At 61.9% G+C, this 16,029-nt stretch carries 12 protein-coding genes; 3 read left to right on the top strand and 9 right to left on the bottom strand.

Going from position 1 to position 16,029, the window contains the following annotated elements; all coding sequences use genetic code 11:
- Positions 1 to 152: 152 nt before the first annotated feature.
- The 3 genes from BM110_RS02580 (at position 153) to BM110_RS02570 (ending at position 3,744) form a co-directional block, all read left to right on the top strand.
- Entirely contained in the window at positions 153 to 2,054 is a 1,902-nt protein-coding gene (locus BM110_RS02580; protein WP_071488750.1) for a potassium transporter Kup, read from the top strand.
- A gap of 127 nt (positions 2,055 to 2,181) precedes the next feature.
- On the top strand, positions 2,182 to 3,288 hold the full coding sequence (locus tag BM110_RS02575; protein WP_092241083.1) for an NADH:flavin oxidoreductase/NADH oxidase: 1,107 nt from the start codon (positions 2,182 to 2,184) through the stop codon (positions 3,286 to 3,288).
- 270 nt (positions 3,289 to 3,558) lie between these two features.
- Positions 3,559 to 3,744, top strand: coding sequence for a hypothetical protein (locus BM110_RS02570; protein WP_058423750.1), 186 nt, complete (start codon positions 3,559 to 3,561; stop codon positions 3,742 to 3,744).
- A gap of 44 nt (positions 3,745 to 3,788) precedes the next feature.
- Here BM110_RS02570 and BM110_RS02565 read toward each other — a convergent pair whose 3' ends face one another.
- From BM110_RS02565 to BM110_RS02525, 9 genes are all read right to left on the bottom strand, one after another.
- Entirely contained in the window at positions 3,789 to 5,414 is a 1,626-nt protein-coding gene (locus tag BM110_RS02565) for a glucan biosynthesis protein D (protein ID WP_093512259.1), read from the bottom strand.
- 338 nt (positions 5,415 to 5,752) lie between these two features.
- Positions 5,753 to 7,615: an NAD(P)-binding protein gene (locus BM110_RS02560; protein ID WP_093512257.1), complete on the bottom strand. Its 1,863-nt coding sequence runs from the start codon at positions 7,613 to 7,615 to the stop codon at positions 5,753 to 5,755.
- 63 nt (positions 7,616 to 7,678) lie between these two features.
- Complete coding sequence (locus BM110_RS02555; protein WP_071488754.1) at positions 7,679 to 9,103, bottom strand: gamma-aminobutyraldehyde dehydrogenase; 1,425 nt, start codon at positions 9,101 to 9,103, stop codon at positions 7,679 to 7,681.
- 169 nt (positions 9,104 to 9,272) lie between these two features.
- The gene (locus BM110_RS02550; protein WP_025856826.1) at positions 9,273 to 10,082 is read right to left on the bottom strand and encodes an ABC transporter permease; all 810 of its coding nucleotides are present in this window, start codon (positions 10,080 to 10,082) and stop codon (positions 9,273 to 9,275) included.
- Positions 10,072 to 11,001: an ABC transporter permease gene (locus BM110_RS02545; RefSeq protein WP_092241091.1), complete on the bottom strand. Its 930-nt coding sequence runs from the start codon at positions 10,999 to 11,001 to the stop codon at positions 10,072 to 10,074. The genes BM110_RS02550 and BM110_RS02545 overlap by 11 nt, the downstream gene beginning before the upstream one ends.
- A 1-nt stretch (position 11,002) precedes the next feature.
- On the bottom strand, positions 11,003 to 12,037 hold the full coding sequence (locus BM110_RS02540; protein ID WP_093512254.1) for an ABC transporter ATP-binding protein: 1,035 nt from the start codon (positions 12,035 to 12,037) through the stop codon (positions 11,003 to 11,005).
- 189 nt (positions 12,038 to 12,226) lie between these two features.
- The gene (gene ydcS / locus BM110_RS02535; protein WP_071488757.1) at positions 12,227 to 13,378 is read right to left on the bottom strand and encodes a putative ABC transporter substrate-binding protein YdcS; all 1,152 of its coding nucleotides are present in this window, start codon (positions 13,376 to 13,378) and stop codon (positions 12,227 to 12,229) included.
- Positions 13,379 to 13,450: 72 nt separating this feature from the next.
- Positions 13,451 to 14,908, bottom strand: a complete 1,458-nt coding sequence (locus tag BM110_RS02530) for a gamma-aminobutyraldehyde dehydrogenase (protein ID WP_175538834.1) — start codon at positions 14,906 to 14,908, stop codon at positions 13,451 to 13,453.
- Between the two features lie 133 nt (positions 14,909 to 15,041).
- On the bottom strand, positions 15,042 to 15,953 hold the full coding sequence (locus tag BM110_RS02525) for a LysR family transcriptional regulator (RefSeq protein ID WP_071488759.1): 912 nt from the start codon (positions 15,951 to 15,953) through the stop codon (positions 15,042 to 15,044).
- Positions 15,954 to 16,029 lie beyond the last annotated feature (76 nt).

Below are 16,029 nucleotides of genomic sequence, written 5' to 3'. Positions count from 1 at the left end.
GACGAGTGCTGCGCTATGCTTCGCGCCGTTGTGCGTAGGTAAAACCCTAAGGTCAACAAAACGTCTGTTACGAGAAGTAAAACGGCGCATGCTAGGGTCAGCTTAGACGCGTTGTTAATAAAAGACCGCAGGTCAAAGGGCAGGAGTGGTTGATGGGTCACGCGAGTAGTCAGGCAGCAGGTGCCGAGCAGTCAAACGCCAAGCCGATTGGCATGCTGGTGGCAGCGGTCGGGGTGGTTTACGGCGATATCGGGACCAGCCCGCTGTACACCCTCAAAGAGGTGTTCAACGGCGGTTATGGGGTTCAGGTCAACCATGATGGCGTGCTGGGGATCCTGGCGCTGATCTTCTGGTCGCTGATCTGGGTGGTCTCGATCAAGTACATGCTGTTCGTGCTGCGCGCCGACAACCAGGGCGAGGGCGGCATCATGGCCCTTACGGCTCTGGCACGGCGGGCGGCAGGGGAGCGCAAGAAGCTGCGCAGTTTCCTGGTGGTGTGCGGCCTGTGTGGCGCGGCGCTGTTCTATGGCGACAGCATGATCACCCCAGCCATTTCCGTATTGTCCGCCGTTGAAGGCCTGGAACTTGCGTTCGACGGCCTGGAGAAATGGGTCGTGCCCATCGCCCTGGTGGTGCTGGTGGCGCTGTTCCTGATCCAGAAGCACGGCACCGATCACATCGGCAAGTTGTTCGGGCCGGTGATGGTGACCTGGTTCCTGGTGCTGGGTGGCCTCGGTGTGTATGGCATCACCCTGCACCCTGAAGTGCTCAGTGCGCTGAACCCGATATGGGCCGTGCGCTTCTTCGAGGCTCACCCCGGCATTGGCGTGGCCATCCTTGGCGCGGTGGTGCTGGCACTGACCGGCGCCGAAGCGCTGTATGCCGACATGGGCCACTTCGGGCGCAAACCCATCGCCCGGGCCTGGTTCATGCTGGTGCTGCCGGCGCTGGTGCTCAATTACTTCGGCCAGGGTGCGATGCTGCTGGGCGATCCGGAAGCCGCGCGCAACCCGTTCTACCTGCTGGCCCCGAGCTGGGCACTGATCCCGCTGGTGGTGTTGTCCACCCTGGCTACGGTGATCGCATCCCAGGCGGTGATTTCCGGTGCGTTCTCGTTGACGCGCCAGGCGATCCAGTTGGGTTACATCCCACGCATGCATATCCAGCACACCTCCAGCGCCGAACAGGGCCAGATCTACATCGGCGCGGTGAACTGGTCGTTGATGGTCGGCGTGATCCTGCTGGTGCTCGGCTTCGAATCTTCCAACGCACTGGCATCGGCCTACGGCGTGGCGGTGACCGGCACCATGCTGATGACCACCATCCTGGTGTCGGCGGTGATGCTGCTGCTGTGGAAATGGCCCCCGATCCTGGCCGTGCCGGTGTTGGTGTGCTGCCTGCTGGTCGACGGGCTGTACTTTGCCGCCAACGTGCCGAAGATCATCCAGGGCGGTGCTTTCCCGGTGCTGGCGGGGATTGTGCTGTTCGTGCTGATGACCACCTGGAAGCGCGGCAAGCAATTGCTGGTTGAGCGCCTCGACGAAGGCGGCCTGCCGCTGCCGATCTTTATCGGCAGTATCCGCGTGCAACCGCCCCATCGCGTGCAGGGTACCGCCGTGTTCCTCACGGCGCGTCCGGACGCCGTGCCCCACGCGCTGTTGCACAACCTGCTGCATAACCAGGTGTTGCATGAGCAAGTGGTGCTGCTGACGGTGGTCTACGAGGATATTCCCCGCGTACCGGCCACACGGCGTTTCGAGGTGGATTCCTACGGCGAAGGCTTCTTCCGCGTGATCCTGCACTTTGGTTTCACCGATGAGCCGGACGTGCCCGAAGCGCTGAAGTTGTGTCACCTGGATGGCCTGGACTTCAGCCCGATGCGCACCACCTACTTCCTCAGCCGCGAAACGGTGATCGCTTCGCGAATCAAAGGCATGGCCCGCTGGCGCGAAGCGTTGTTCGCTTTTATGTTGAAGAACGCCAACGGCAACCTGCGCTTCTTCAAACTGCCGGTAAACCGCGTGATCGAGCTGGGCACCCAGGTCGAAATGTAAGCGGCAGCCAACCGGGGGCCGGCAATCGGCTCCCGCTTTTCCTTCTGAACCCTGTGCAATCCAGCGTTGTCGACTAGGCTCTAAGCACCGTTTGAATAGTGCCCACAGAACCCAGAAGAGGTGCGCCATGAGTCAGCTGCTCGAACCCTATACCCTCCGTCAATTGACCCTGCTCAACCGCATCGCGGTCTCACCGATGTGCCAATACTCAAGCGATGACGGCCTGGCCAATGACTGGCACCTGGTGCACCTTGGCAGCCGCGCCGTCGGTGGCGCCGGGCTGATTTTCACCGAAGCCACCGCCGTGACCGCCGATGGCCGCATCACCGCACAGGACCTGGGTCTCTGGAACGACGCCCAGATCGAACCGCTGCAACGCATCACGCGCTTCATTGCCGCCCAGGGCGCGGTGGCCGGCATTCAACTGGCCCACGCCGGGCGCAAGGCCAGCACCCATCGGCCGTGGATCGGCAAGCATGGCAGCGTCAAGCCGGAGGACGGCGGCTGGGTGCCGGTGGGGCCGTCGCCGATTGCCTTCGACCCTCAGCACACCCAACCCAGGCAGTTGGACGAAGGGCAGATCCAGCAAGTGATCGCCGATTTCGTCGCCGCTGCCAAACGTGCGCTGACCGCCGGTTTTGAAGTGGTGGAAATCCACGCCGCCCATGGTTACCTGCTGCATCAATTCCTGTCACCGATCAGCAACCAACGTCAGGACCAGTACGGTGGCTCGTTCGAAAACCGCATCCGCCTGGTGCTGCAAGTGACCAGGGCTGTGCGTGATATCTGGCCCCAGGAGCTGCCGCTGTTTGTGCGGGTGTCGGCCACCGACTGGGTGGAAGACGGCTGGAACCCGGATGAAACCGTGGAGCTGGCGCGTCGCCTGAAAGAGCTGGGCGTGGACCTGATCGACGTTTCGTCAGGCGGTACCGCCGCCAACGCCGAGATCCCCACTGGCCCTGGCTACCAGACCCGCTTCGCCGAACGCGTGCGCAAGGAGTCGGGCATCGCCACCGGCACCGTGGGCATGATCACCGAGCCGGCCCAGGCCGAGCACATCCTGCGCACCTGTCAGGCCGATATTATCTTCCTTGCCCGTGAGCTGTTGCGCGACCCGTACTGGCCGTTGCACGCCGATGATGACCTGGGCGGGCGCAAGGCGATCTGGCCGGCGCAGTACCAGCGTGCTACCCATCGTGACCAACCCATCCACGAGTCGGATTTGAGAGATTGAGCCCTGACACGCTCCGCCGAAACCCACCCTGACCCGGTGGGTTTTTTTACGGTCATAGCGTGGGATAGCGCTGTAGGTATTCGTTACCGATGTAATTATTTAAGTGATTACTCTAAAAAAATCGCACGCTTGGCGAGATCGTTTCTACGCTTAGGGTAAGCCTGATTTCTGGCCCAGGGAGTCAGTCGGTTTTCCCACGCAGGCATTGCGCTTCACGGGAAGGGGTTATGGGCACCAGGAGTATTTGTTGGATAACAGGAGAAGCAGTCCATGGCCAAGTCCTATGGTGTGGCGGGTGCGGTAGCGTCTTTTCTGACCCGCAGGGTGTCATTGCGGGGGCGAAGGTTGAGCTCGGATGAAATGGAGTTGCTGGCGCAGTATCGAGCGCTGACCGAGAACGATCAGGTGGCGATGCGCTATTTGATTGGGGCAATGAAGAGTGTGTCGCGGTTCTGAACCGAAGAGGGGGCGTTCCCACGCAAGCGTGGGAACGCGGTGTATCAGGTGTACTTGCGCTGGTCCGGCGCCGGCGGGAAGTACTGGTACAGCCAGGTTTCGCTCAAGGTGCGGTCCTGGGTGCGAATGAACAGGCGCAGCTCAACTGGCTCCACGCTGTCGCTGGTCGGGTACCAGTCGAACAGGATGCGGTAGCCCTTGATGTTATCCAGCACCAGCACGCTGAAGTCCTTCACCTGGCCATGGGAACAGGTCACCACCGGCTCGATCCCGGTGCCTGGCGGCAGGCGATCCAGGCCGCCGCCCTTGAAGTCCACGGCAAAACGACGCGCCCAGAATTGCGGATAGTGCTCACCCGGTGCCCAGCCTTCGGTGAAGCCACCCATGCCCGAACGGGTTGCATCGACTTGCGCCAACGGTGTGCTCACCGGCGGCAGCGCGCTCCAGTACAGCTTGTAGCCGTAGTTGAGCGAGTCGCCAGCGGCCACGGGTGTTTTCGGCGTCCAGAAGGCCACGATGTTATCGAGGGTCTCGCCGGTGGTCGGGATTTCCAGCAGGTCGATCGAGCCTTCGCCCCAGGCGGTCGTCGGTTCGACCCATAGGCTCGGGCGCTTGCTGTACCAGTCCACGGTGTCCTGGTAACTGGCGAACTCATGGTCGGTCTGCACCAGGCCGAACCCCTTCGGGTCTTTGTCGGCAAATGCGTTGAATTGCAGCTTGGCCGGGTTGTTCAGCGGTCGGCAGATCCACTCGCCGTTGCCGCGCCACATCGCCAGGCGGTCCGAATCGTGGATCTGCGGGTGGATGGTGTCGCACATGCGGCGTTCGTGGGTGCCGCAACTGAACATGCTGGTCATCGGCGCGATGCCCAATTGTTCGATGGTGGTACGCGCATTGATATGGGCGTCGATGGCCATCACCACCTGGTTGGCCTGGCAGTCGATATCGAAGCGGTACGCGCCGGTGGCGCTCGGCGAGTCGAGCAGTGCGTAGACCACGAAGCGGGTGGCGTTCTTGTCCGGGGTTTCGAACCAGAACTGCGTGAAGTCGGGGAATTCCTCGCGTTTTTTCGCGTAGGTGTCGATGGCCAGGCCACGGGCAGAAAGGCCGTACTGGCCGGTGGAATCCACCGCGCGGAAGTAGCTGGCACCGAGAAACGACAGCACGTCATGGCGATCCAGTTCCGGCGCCTTGAACAGCTTGAAGCCGGAGAAGCCCAGGTCGCCGGTCAGTTGCTTGGTGTCGACCGTGGTTTTTTCATAGTTGAACAGGGAGGGGCGGAAATGCACCTCACGGGCTTCACGGGTCTTGGGGTCGACGCTGTGCATGCGCACCGGCGTCTTGAAGCCCATGCCGACGTGGAAGAATTGCACGTCCAGTTGGCCGTTCAATTCCTTCCACAGCGAATGGTTGCCGTCGTAGCCGATGGCGTTGAAATTCTGCGGGGTCATGGTCGCCAGCGTGGGCGGCAACACCTGTTTGGTGTCCTTGTAAGCGGTCCCGGCGAGTTGTTTGGCCTGGGCCTTGAGCGTGTCGAAGTCGAACGCCACGGCCTTGCCATCGGCAGCACGGTTCCCGGCCCAGGCCTGGGCGGCGAGCAGGCCGCTGGCCGACAAGCCGGTGTAAGCCGCAATGGCCATGGACGCTTTGAGCAAATTCCTGCGGTGCATAGAGACAACCTGTCGTGAGCAAATCCCGCGCCGTTCCTGGCACGTAGCGGATCAGAAATTACGGTTCGGACATGCCTTCGACCAAACGCAACGGACATTAAACAGACGCCGGATAGCTTAAGCGGTTCGATGACGCAGGAAAATTGATTGATAGCGTGGTGATGGCGTTGCAAATGCGACAAGACATTTCCGATTCTGTGACCGAACACATTAGTTAAGAAATATGAAGATCCAAATGTGGGAGGGGGCTTGCCCCCGATAGCGGTGTGCCAGTCATTGAATACTGCACAGGTCCAACTCAATCGGGGGCAAGCCCCCTCCCACATTTAGACTGCATTTCAGGCAACTTCACCCACAGCTCTGAACGCCTCATCAATCGCCGCATGGGCATACGCACTCCACGCCGCATCCGAGTTGGCGATGCTCACATGCCCCACCGGCTTTTTCGCCAGTTGCATCCACGCTTCGGTTTCATCGGCTTGATCGAACAAGCTGTTGGAGAAGCTCGCATAACCGTGTGACCAGCGGTTGACAGTGATCGCCAGAATATCGGTCTCATGATTGAAACCGCCGGGCCCGAGCATGCGTTGCAACTGGTCGCGCAACTGCGCTTCCAGTTGTTCGAACGTCTGCCCATACAACTTGCCACGCCCGGCGCGGGCCTGGTCGCGGGCGTTCATGCCGCTGTTGGGGCCGGTGGGCACGTAGACCATGTGCAAGCCGATCGGCTGCGTCGGGTCGCGCGGGTGGTCATAGCCGCCCATGCTCACCGGGTAGTCCAGTTTGATCCGGCTGTAGGGCTGGGTTGCCGCGTAAATCTCGTGAACGCCGAGCTTCTGGAATGACTGCCAATTGCGGATAACCACCTTGGTGTACACCAGCGGGTACTTCACGTTCTGGCTCAAGGCGTGAGCCTGCGGTGCCGGCAAATCCTTCAACAAATACGGAATCATCATGTTGTAGCAGGCCAGGATGCAGCGTTTTCCACGCACTTGTGCGAGTTGGCCGCCACGGCTGTAGCCGATATGCACACCGTCGCCGACGTTACGCACGCTGACCGCCGTACTGTTCAAGCGCAGCCGCACCGCCGCCTTGGGTTGGTCGAGCCTGGCGTAGTCGAATGCCGCCAGCACGATATCGTCCATGGTATGTCCCGGCGCCACGCCCGGGATCAGGCTGCGTACCAGCAACCGTGCCACCGACGCATTGCCGTCCGGGAAGTGATAGATGTAGGGCTCTTCCATTTCGGCTGCCGCTTCTTCGCTGATTGGCGCCAGGTTCATCCCTGCAAAACCTGGGAAACCCACGCTGTAGGCATCGGCCGACGCCACGGCATCAATGCTCAGCGCCATGAAGTCGTTGGTGCGGCTCTGGAAGTACTTCACCGCGCCTTCCGACAAACCGACGTTCTTGAGCAGGAAATCGCGGTAGCTGGTGGCTGCCAGGTAGTCGGCCTTTTCTTTGGCGGTCTTGCCCGGCAGGTAGTCCTTGGGCGCGGTGTGCAGCTCGATCAGGGCCTGACGGTCTGCCGCCGGCAACGGGAAGTCATTGATGAAATCGCGAATCGCCCGTGCGTTGAGTTGGTCGGGGGCGATGTCGTCGGCGACCATCGGCGTCGGGTCGCCGGTCACCAGTTTGTCTTCGCCGAAGTTCTCCTTGTCGAAAAACACCCCGCGCGACAGCCCGAGACCGGGGTAGAACCGGCGGTCGAAGGCGGTTTCGAAGCGCTTGATGTTCACGCCGAGCTTTTTCAGCAGCCCGTTCACTTCCTTGCTGTACAGGTGATTGGGCGACTGGAACGCCTCGCTGCCACCGTAGCCGATGATCATGCGGCCACCGGCCTGGAATTCATTGCGCTTGGCGTGGCCGCCGAAGTCGTCGTGGTTTTCCAGGATCAGGATCTTCGCCTTGGGGTGCTTCTCGCGATAGAACCACGCCGCCGACAGCCCACTCAAGCCACCGCCCACGACGACCAAGTCATAGTCTTCGGTGACCGGCAGTTTGTCGGTGTCGAACACCTTCTTTTCCCAGCCCATCTGGTGCGCCACTTCGAACGAGCCCGCATGGCTGCCGCGCAGGCCGGTAAGGGCGGGTGGGTAGTAACGGCCATCAGGGGCGGCTTGCAGGATTTGCAGTGGGGTCATGCCGGCGGCGAGGGTGACAGCGACGCCGTTGAGGAAGTCGCGGCGGGTGATATCCATGGGGGATCCTGAAAATTATTGTTATAGGTTCCCGGCATCCAGAGGGAATGCCGGGTTGAATTGTCAGTGCTTGAACATCACATGACGCACGGTGGTGTAGTCCTCCAGCCCGTACATGGACATGTCCTTGCCATAGCCAGACAGTTTCTGACCGCCGTGAGGCATTTCGCTGACCAGCATGAAGTGGGTGTTCACCCAGGTGCAGCCGTACTGCAGGCGTGCGGCCAGGCGATGGGCACGTCCTACATCGGCGGTCCATACGGACGACGCCAGGCCGTAGTCCGAATCGTTGGCCCAGCCCAGCACCTGCGCTTCGTCGTTGAACTTGGTCACTGAGACCACCGGCCCGAATACTTCGCGGCGCACGATCTCGTCGTCCTGCTGTGCGTCGGCCAGCACGGTGGGTTCAAAGAAGAAACCATTGCCTTCCACCGCCTTGCCACCCGTGACCAGGCGAATGTGCGGTTGCGCCACGGCGCGTTCGACAAACCCGGCAACACGGTCGCGATGTTGCGCAGTAATCAACGGGCCCAACTCCGTGGCCGGGTCATCCTGCAATCCATACTTGATGCTGGCGACCGCCGCGCCGAGTTTTTCGACGAACTTGTCGTAGATCTGCGCCTGCGCGTAAATCCGGCAGGCCGCCGTGCAATCCTGGCCGGCGTTGTAGAAACCGAAGGTACGAATGCCTTCCACGGCGGCGTCGATGTCCGCATCGTTGAAGATGATCACTGGCGCCTTGCCACCCAACTCCATGTGCATGCGTTTCACGCTGTCGGCGGTGCTGGAGATGATGTTTGCGCCGGTGGCGATGGAGCCGGTCAGCGACACCATGCGCACTTTAGGGTGCGTCACCAGTGGGCTGCCCACGGTAGGCCCACGGCCGAACACCAGGTTGAGCACGCCGGCCGGGAAGATTTCAGCGGCCAGTTCGACCATGCGCAATGCCGTCAGCGGGGTTTGCTCCGACGGCTTGAGCACCACGGTATTACCGGCGGCGAGGGCCGGGGCGATTTTCCAGGCGACCATCATCAGCGGGTAGTTCCACGGCGCGATGGAGGCGATCACCCCCACCGGGTCGCGGCGGATCATCGACGTGTGGCCGGGCAGGTATTCACCGCCGGCCGAACCGCTCATGCAACGGCTGGCGCCGGCAAAGAAACGGAATACATCGGCAATCGCCGGGATTTCATCGTTGAGCGCGGCGCTGTAGGGCTTGCCGCAGTTGTCCGATTCCAGCTTGGCCAGCTCTTCGCCGTGGGCCTCGATCACGTCCGCCAGTTTCAGCAGCAGCAGCGAACGATCCTTGGGCGCGGTTTGCGACCAGCCTTCGAAGGCCGCGTCGGCGGCGCGCACGGCGGCGTCGACCTGGGCTTCGCTGGCTTCCTTGATTTCTACCAGTACGCGGCCCAGAGCCGGGTTGAATACAGCCTGCGCCGGGCCTTCGCCTTCGACCAGTTGGCCGTTGATCAGTAATTTGGTTTGCATGGTTCAGCTCTCCACCAACTATCGTTATTTCCTTGAATAAACTGGCTCTAAATGTGGGAGGGGGCTTGCCCCCGATAGCAATCTTCCAGTCACACCCTCTACAACTGACCCACTGCCATCGGGGGCAAGCCCCCTCCCACATTTGAACCGTGTTCCTTCAATAGCATCGTTATTTGCCGCCACTCCCGGCCACGCTTTCACCGCCGCGGGTCAGGTAATAGGCACCGAGAATCGGGAACATCGTTACCAGCATCACTAGCATCGCCACCACGTTGGTCACCGGCACATCCCGTGGGCGGCTCAACTGGTTGAGCAGCCACAGCGGCAAGGTGCGCTCGTGGCCGGCGGTGAAGGTGGTGACGATGATTTCGTCGAACGACAATGCAAAGGCGAGCATGCCGCCGGCCAGCAGCGCCGAGCCCAGGTTGGGCATGATGATGTAGCGGAAGGTCTGCCAGCCGTCGGCGCCCAGGTCCATCGAGGCCTCGATCAGGCTGTGGGAGGTGCGGCGCAAGCGGGCAATGACGTTGTTGTAGACGATCACCACGCAAAAGGTCGCGTGGCCGACGATGATGGTGAACATCCCAGGCTCGATACCCAGCGTCTTGAACGTCGCCAGCAGTGCGATACCGGTGATGATCCCCGGCAGGGCAATCGGCAGGATCAACATCAGCGACACGCCTTGCTTGCCGAAGAACTCGCGGCGATACAGCGCCGCCGAGGCCAGCGTGCCGAGCACCATGGCGATCAGCGTGGCGATGGCGGCGATCTGCAGCGACAGCTTGATCGCCTCCAGTACGTCCGGCCGCGCGAACGCCACGCTGAACCACTTCAGGGTGAAGCCCTGGGGCGGAAAGCTGAACGCAGCTTCTTCGGTGTTGAAGGCATAAAGAAAGATGATCAGGATCGGGAAGTGCAGAAACACCAACCCGCCCCAGGCGGCGATCTTCAGGCCCAATGAGGATTTTTCAGAGTGCATCGAAGGCCCCCAGGCGTTTGACGATGGACAGGTAAACCGCGATCAGCACGATCGGCACCAGGGTGAACGCCGCTGCCATGGGCATGTTGCCGATGGCGCCTTGCTGCGCGTAGACCATGCCGCCGACGAAGTAGCCGGGCGGGCCGACCAGTTGCGGCACGATGAAATCGCCCAGGGTCAGCGAGAAGGTGAAGATGGAACCTGCGGCAATCCCTGGCACCGACAGCGGCAATATCACCTGCATGAAGGTCTGGCGCGGTTTGGCGCCCAGGTCGGCAGAGGCTTGCAGCAAGGACGGCGGCAAACGCTCCAGGGACGCCTGGATCGGCAGGATCATGAACGGCAGCCAGATATAGACAAACACCATGAACCGTCCCAGATGCGAGGTGCTCAAGGTACTGCCGCCCACGCCGGGAACGCCCAGCACGAACTGCAACACAGGCTCCAGGCCCAAGTGCTGCACGAACCACTGCGCCACGCCGCCCTTGGCCAGCAGCAAGGTCCAGGCATAAGCCTTGACGATATAGCTGGCCCACATCGGCATCATCACCGCGATGTAGAAGAACGCCTTGGTCTTGCCCGTGGTGTAGCGCGCCATGTAGTAGGCGATGGGGAAGGCCACGATGGCACTGGCGATCGATACCACGATCGCCATGCTCAAGGTGCGCACAATGATGTCGAAGTTCGACGGCTGGAACAGCGCGGCGAAGTTGGCCAGAGTCAGGTCTGGCGTGACCGCCATGGTGAAGTCGTCGAAGGTATAGAAACCTTGCCACAGCAGGGTCAGCAACGAACCGAGGTAGATCGCGCCGAACCAGATCAGCGGCGGCACCAGCAGCATTGCCAGGTAGAGGTTGGGCTTGCGGTAGAGCAGGTTGGAAAACCTGCGCATCGGCGGGTGGGAAATAGCCAGGCTCATGTCACACCTCGCCTGCGCTGTCGGTCAGCGGGGTCATGGCTTCCCGCGCCCAACGGGCGGTGATGGACTGGCCGACCTGGTGGCCGCTGCTGATGTCCAGCCACTGGTTGTTGGCCTGGCTGATGTTCAGCGCCTGGCCGTTTTCCAGTTTCAGTTCATAGCGGGTGGCACTGCCCTGGTACTGGATGTCGTGGAGCAGGCCGCTGATTTCCACTTCGCCGGCGCCCAGCGGGCCCTCGGCGAAGCGCACGTGTTCCGGGCGGATCGAGAAGGGTTGCGTGCTGCCGCTGAGGCGCTGCGCCAGCTCGCCGCGAATCACGTTGGAGGTGCCGACGAACTCGGCGACGAAGGCGGTGGCCGGTTTCATGTACAGGTTGCGCGGGGTGTCGACCTGCTCGATGCGACCTTTGTTGAAGACTGCGACGCGGTCGGACATCGACAGCGCTTCGGTCTGGTCGTGGGTCACGAAGATAAAGGTGATGCCCAGCTGGCGTTGCAGCTTTTTCAGTTCGCTCTGCATCTGCTCGCGCAGCTTGAGGTCGAGGGCGCCCAGGGGTTCATCCAGCAACAACACACGCGGGCGATTGACCAGGGCGCGGGCCAGGGCCACTCGTTGGCGTTGACCGCCGGAGAGCTGCACCGGCTTGCGCTCGCCGTAGCCGCCGAGGGCGACCATGGCCAGGGCTTCTTCGGCGCGGTTGAGGCGCTCGGTCTTGCCCACACCCTTGACCTTGAGGCCGTAGGCGACGTTGTCGCGCACATTCATATGGGGGAACAGCGCGTAATCCTGGAACACGGTGTTCACGTCGCGCTGGTAGGGCGGTAAGCCGGCGGCTTCCTCGCCGTGGATACGGATCGAGCCTGCGCTCGGCTGCTCGAACCCGGCGATCAGGCGCAGGCAGGTGGTCTTGCCCGAGCCGGAAGGCCCGAGCATGGAAAAGAACTCGCCGTCCTGGATATCGATGGAAACCCGGTCAACGGCCCTCACTTCGCCGAACTGACGGGAAACGTGGGTGAATTGGACTGCAAGTGTCATGGTGCGGTGCTCCGAAAAGGCACGGATCGTCGCAGCGGCCCGGCCTGGACTTCTGAAAAAACAAAACATCTGTGAATGCGGTCAATGTGGGAGGGGGCTTGCCCCCGAAAGCAGTGGATCAGTTACAGATGTGCTGGCTGACACACTGCACTCGGGGGCAAGCCCCCTCCCACAGGAGACCGATGGTGTCTAGCGGCCACCCATGATCGCGATGTAATCCTGGGTCCAGCGGCTGTAGGGCACGAACTTGCCGCCTTCCGCCTGCGGGGTTTTCCAGAAGGCGATCTTGTCGAACTGGTCGAAGCCGTTGGTCTTGCAGCCTTCGGCGCCGAGCAATTCGCTTGCCTGGCACGCCGCCGGCACCGCCGGCAGGGAGCCGAACCAGGCGGCCACATCGCCCTGGACCTTCGGTTGCAGCGACCAGTCCATCCATTTGTAGGCACAGTTCGGGTGCTTGGCTTCGGCATGCAGCATGGTGGTGTCGGCCCAGCCGGTGGCGCCTTCCTTCGGAATGGTCGAGGCAATCGGCTGCTTCTCGTTCTGCAGGCCGTTGACCTGATACGGCCAGGCGCTGGAGGCCACCACGCCTTCGTTCTTGAAGTCACTCATTTGCACGGTGGTGTCGTGCCAGTAGCGGTGGATCAGCGGTTGCTGGGCGCGCAGCAATTCAAGCACGGCCTTGTACTGTGTTTCGGTGAGTTCGTACGGGTTCTGAATGCCCAGTTCCGGCTTGGCCGACTTGAGGTACAGCGCCGCGTCGGCGATGTAGATCGGGCCGTCATACGCCTGCACACGGCCTTTGTTCGGCTTGCCGTCCGGCAGGTTCTGCGCGTCGAACAGCACATTCCAGCTGGTGGGCGCGGTCTTGAATACGTTGGTGTTGTACATCAACACGTTTGGCCCCCACTGGTACGGGGTGCCGTAGGTTTGCTGGCCAACCACGTACCACGGCGCGTCCTTCAGGCGGGGGTCGATGTTCTTCCAGTTGGGGATCAGTGCGGTATTGATTGGCTGCACCCGTTTGCCGACGATCAGCCGCAGCGACGCATCGCCCGACGCGGTCACCAGGTCATAGCCACCCTTGGCCATCAGGCTGACCATTTCGTCAGAGGTAGCGGCGGTTTTCACGTTGACCTTGCAGCCGGTTTCCTTCTCGAAACCGCTGACCCAGTCGTAGGCCTTGTCGCTTTCGCCGCGTTCGATATAGCCGGGCCAGGCGACGATATCCAGTTGGCCTTCACCGGCACCCACCGCTTTGAGCGGTTCGGCGGCCTGCAGGCTGGCGCTGGCCAGCAGCGCGGTAGTCAAAGCACTGAGCAGTGCGGTCTTGTGCGCAGACATGGGGGTTCCCTCTTCTTTAATTATGGTCGGGGCAGTTGTTTGAACCGGTAACGCAAGAGCTTAGTTGTTGTTTTAAAGATGCTGGCCGTGGCGCGCCATGATGTGCCGCACCACGCTGTAGTCCTGCAGCGAGTCGCTGGACAGATCCTTCCCATACCCCGAGCGCTTCAAGCCGCCATGGGGCATTTCGCTGACCAGCATGAAATGGCTGTTGATCCAGGTGCAGCCGTATTGCAGACGCGCCGCCACTTGCATGGCCTTGTCCAGGTTCTGGGTCCACACGGACGAGGCCAGGCCGTACTCGGAGTCGTTGGCCCAGTCCACCGCCTGTTCCAGTTCGTCGAAGCGCGTTACGGTGACCACCGGGCCGAACACTTCGCGCTGCACGATTTCATCGTTCTGTTTACAGCCGGCCAGCAGCGTCGGCTGGTAATAGAAGCCGGCACCGGAATGCACGGCGGCGCCGGTGACGCGTTCGATATGTGGCTGGCCGAGGGCGCGTTCGACAAAACTGGCCACGCGGTCGCGCTGGCGTGTGCTGATCAGCGGCCCCAGCTCATTGTCGGTGTCGCGCTTGCCGGCAAAGCGCAGGCTACTGACAGCGGCGCCGAGCTCGGCGACCAGTTTGTCGTGGATACCCGCCTGGGCGTAGATGCGGCATGCGGCGGTGCAGTCCTGGCCAGCGTTGTAGTAACCGTAGGCGCGCACACCCTCGACCACGGCTTGCAGGTCGGCGTCGTTGCATACGATCACCGGCGCCTTGCCGCCCAGTTCCAGGTGCGTGCGTTTCAGGGTCTTGGAGGCAGCCTGCAGAATCTTCTGTCCGGTGACGATATCGCCGGTCAGCGAAACCATGCGCACCTTGGCGTGGCTGACCAGATGGCTGCCGACACCTTCGCCGCCGCCACACAGAATGTTGATCACGCCACGCGGCAACAGGTCTTTGAGCACCGGGGCGAGGGCGAGGATCGACAGCGGCGTGTGTTCCGATGGCTTGAACACCAGCGTATTACCGGCCGCCAGGGCCGGAGCGATTTTCCACGCGGCCATCATCAGCGGGTAGTTCCATGGCGCAATCGAGGCCACTACGCCAATCGGATCGCGACGCACCATGCTGGTGTAGCCCGGCAGGTATTCACCGCTGAGTTGCCCGGTCTGGCAACGCACGGCCCCGGCGAAGAAGCGGAACACATCCACGGTGGCGCTCAAGTCATCCTGGCGTGCCAGGTGCAGCGGCTTGCCGCAGTTCAGGGACTCCAGGCGGGCCAGGTAATCGGCGTGTTTTTCGATGGCGTCGGCAATGCCCAGCAGGATGTTCGAACGTTGCTGCGGCGTGGTCCGCGACCAACCGGCAAAGGCACGGTGGGCGGCAAGGATCGCGGTCTCGACCTGCTCGGCGCTGGCTTCGGCGATTTGGGTGAGGATTTCACCGGTGGCCGGGTTGAGGATCGGCTCGGCAAAACCCTGGCCCGGGACCAGTTCGCCGTCGATCAGCAACGCAGTGAGCAGCGGGGTGGGCGCGCCGGACATTTTTCGTGATCTCTTTTCTTGTGCGGCCATGGGCGTTCTCTTACGAGGGCCTGACCTTTCTCTTAGGGGATAAGCAGAGACTAGAGGTCAGGCGCGAGGTCAACAAATACTAAATACTGAATACAGCATTCGATTAAATAGATGGCTTGCGCGGGTGCGGCTGTTCGCGGGCAACGGTCAGGAACGGGTCCACCAGCGCCGGGCGCGCCGTGCCACGGCGCCAGGCCAGGCCCACGTCGAGGGTCTGGCTGAGGTCGGCAATCGGCCGCGCTTCAATAATGTCGCCCTCCAGCGACCAGGGGCGGTAGGTCATGTCGGGTTGGATCGACACGCCCAGGCCTGCCGCCACCAGGCTTCGCACCGCTTCGGTGGAGGCGGTGCGCAGGGTCACGCGCGGTTGCAGGCCGGCGCTGGTCCACAGGCGTTGGGCGTTGTGGCCCATTTCATCGACGTTCAGCTGGATCAAGGGCTCGCGCGCCACGTCGGCCAGGTTGATGCTGTCGTGCTCCAGCAGCGGATGCTGTGCGGGCAGCCAAAGCCGGTGCGGGGAGTGGGTGAGCACTTCGGTCTGCAGGGCGTGGCGGTCTTCGAGGTTGGAGAGGATCAACACGCCCACGTCGATTTCGCCGCTGACCAGCAAATGCTCGATATACGGGCGTTCGTCCTCCATCACGCGGATTTCCACATTGGGGTAGGCGCGTTGGAAGCGAGTCAGCAAATCGGCCAGGTAATAACCGGCCACCAGGCTGGTCACGCCGATGATCAACTGCCCGGCGACCTGGTCGGTGCTCTGTTGCAGGCTGCGCTTGGCGTTGTCGACGGTGGCGAGGATCAGGTGCGCCTGGCGCAGGAACTGATGGCCCTGGTGGGTGAGGGTCATGCCCTTGGCGTGACGGTTGAACAGGTTGACGCCGATTTCCTGTTCCAGTTGCTGGATCGCCAGGGTCAGGGTCGACTGGGAAATAAACGCCGTCTGCGCGGCGGCGGAGATCGAACCAGTCTCGGCCACGGCAATAAAGTGCCGGATTTGACGCAAGGTCATCATGCTGGAATTACCAGTGGGGTGTTTTTATAGATTTGTTCGAGTGTATATCGATTTAAGTGAAGGGCGGTCGCGTTAC

This window comes from Pseudomonas sp. NFPP28 (genome assembly GCF_900115535.1).
GTDB lineage: Bacteria > Pseudomonadota > Gammaproteobacteria > Pseudomonadales > Pseudomonadaceae > Aquipseudomonas > Aquipseudomonas extremorientalis.
This window is presented reverse-complemented; position numbering and strand designations above follow the sequence as displayed.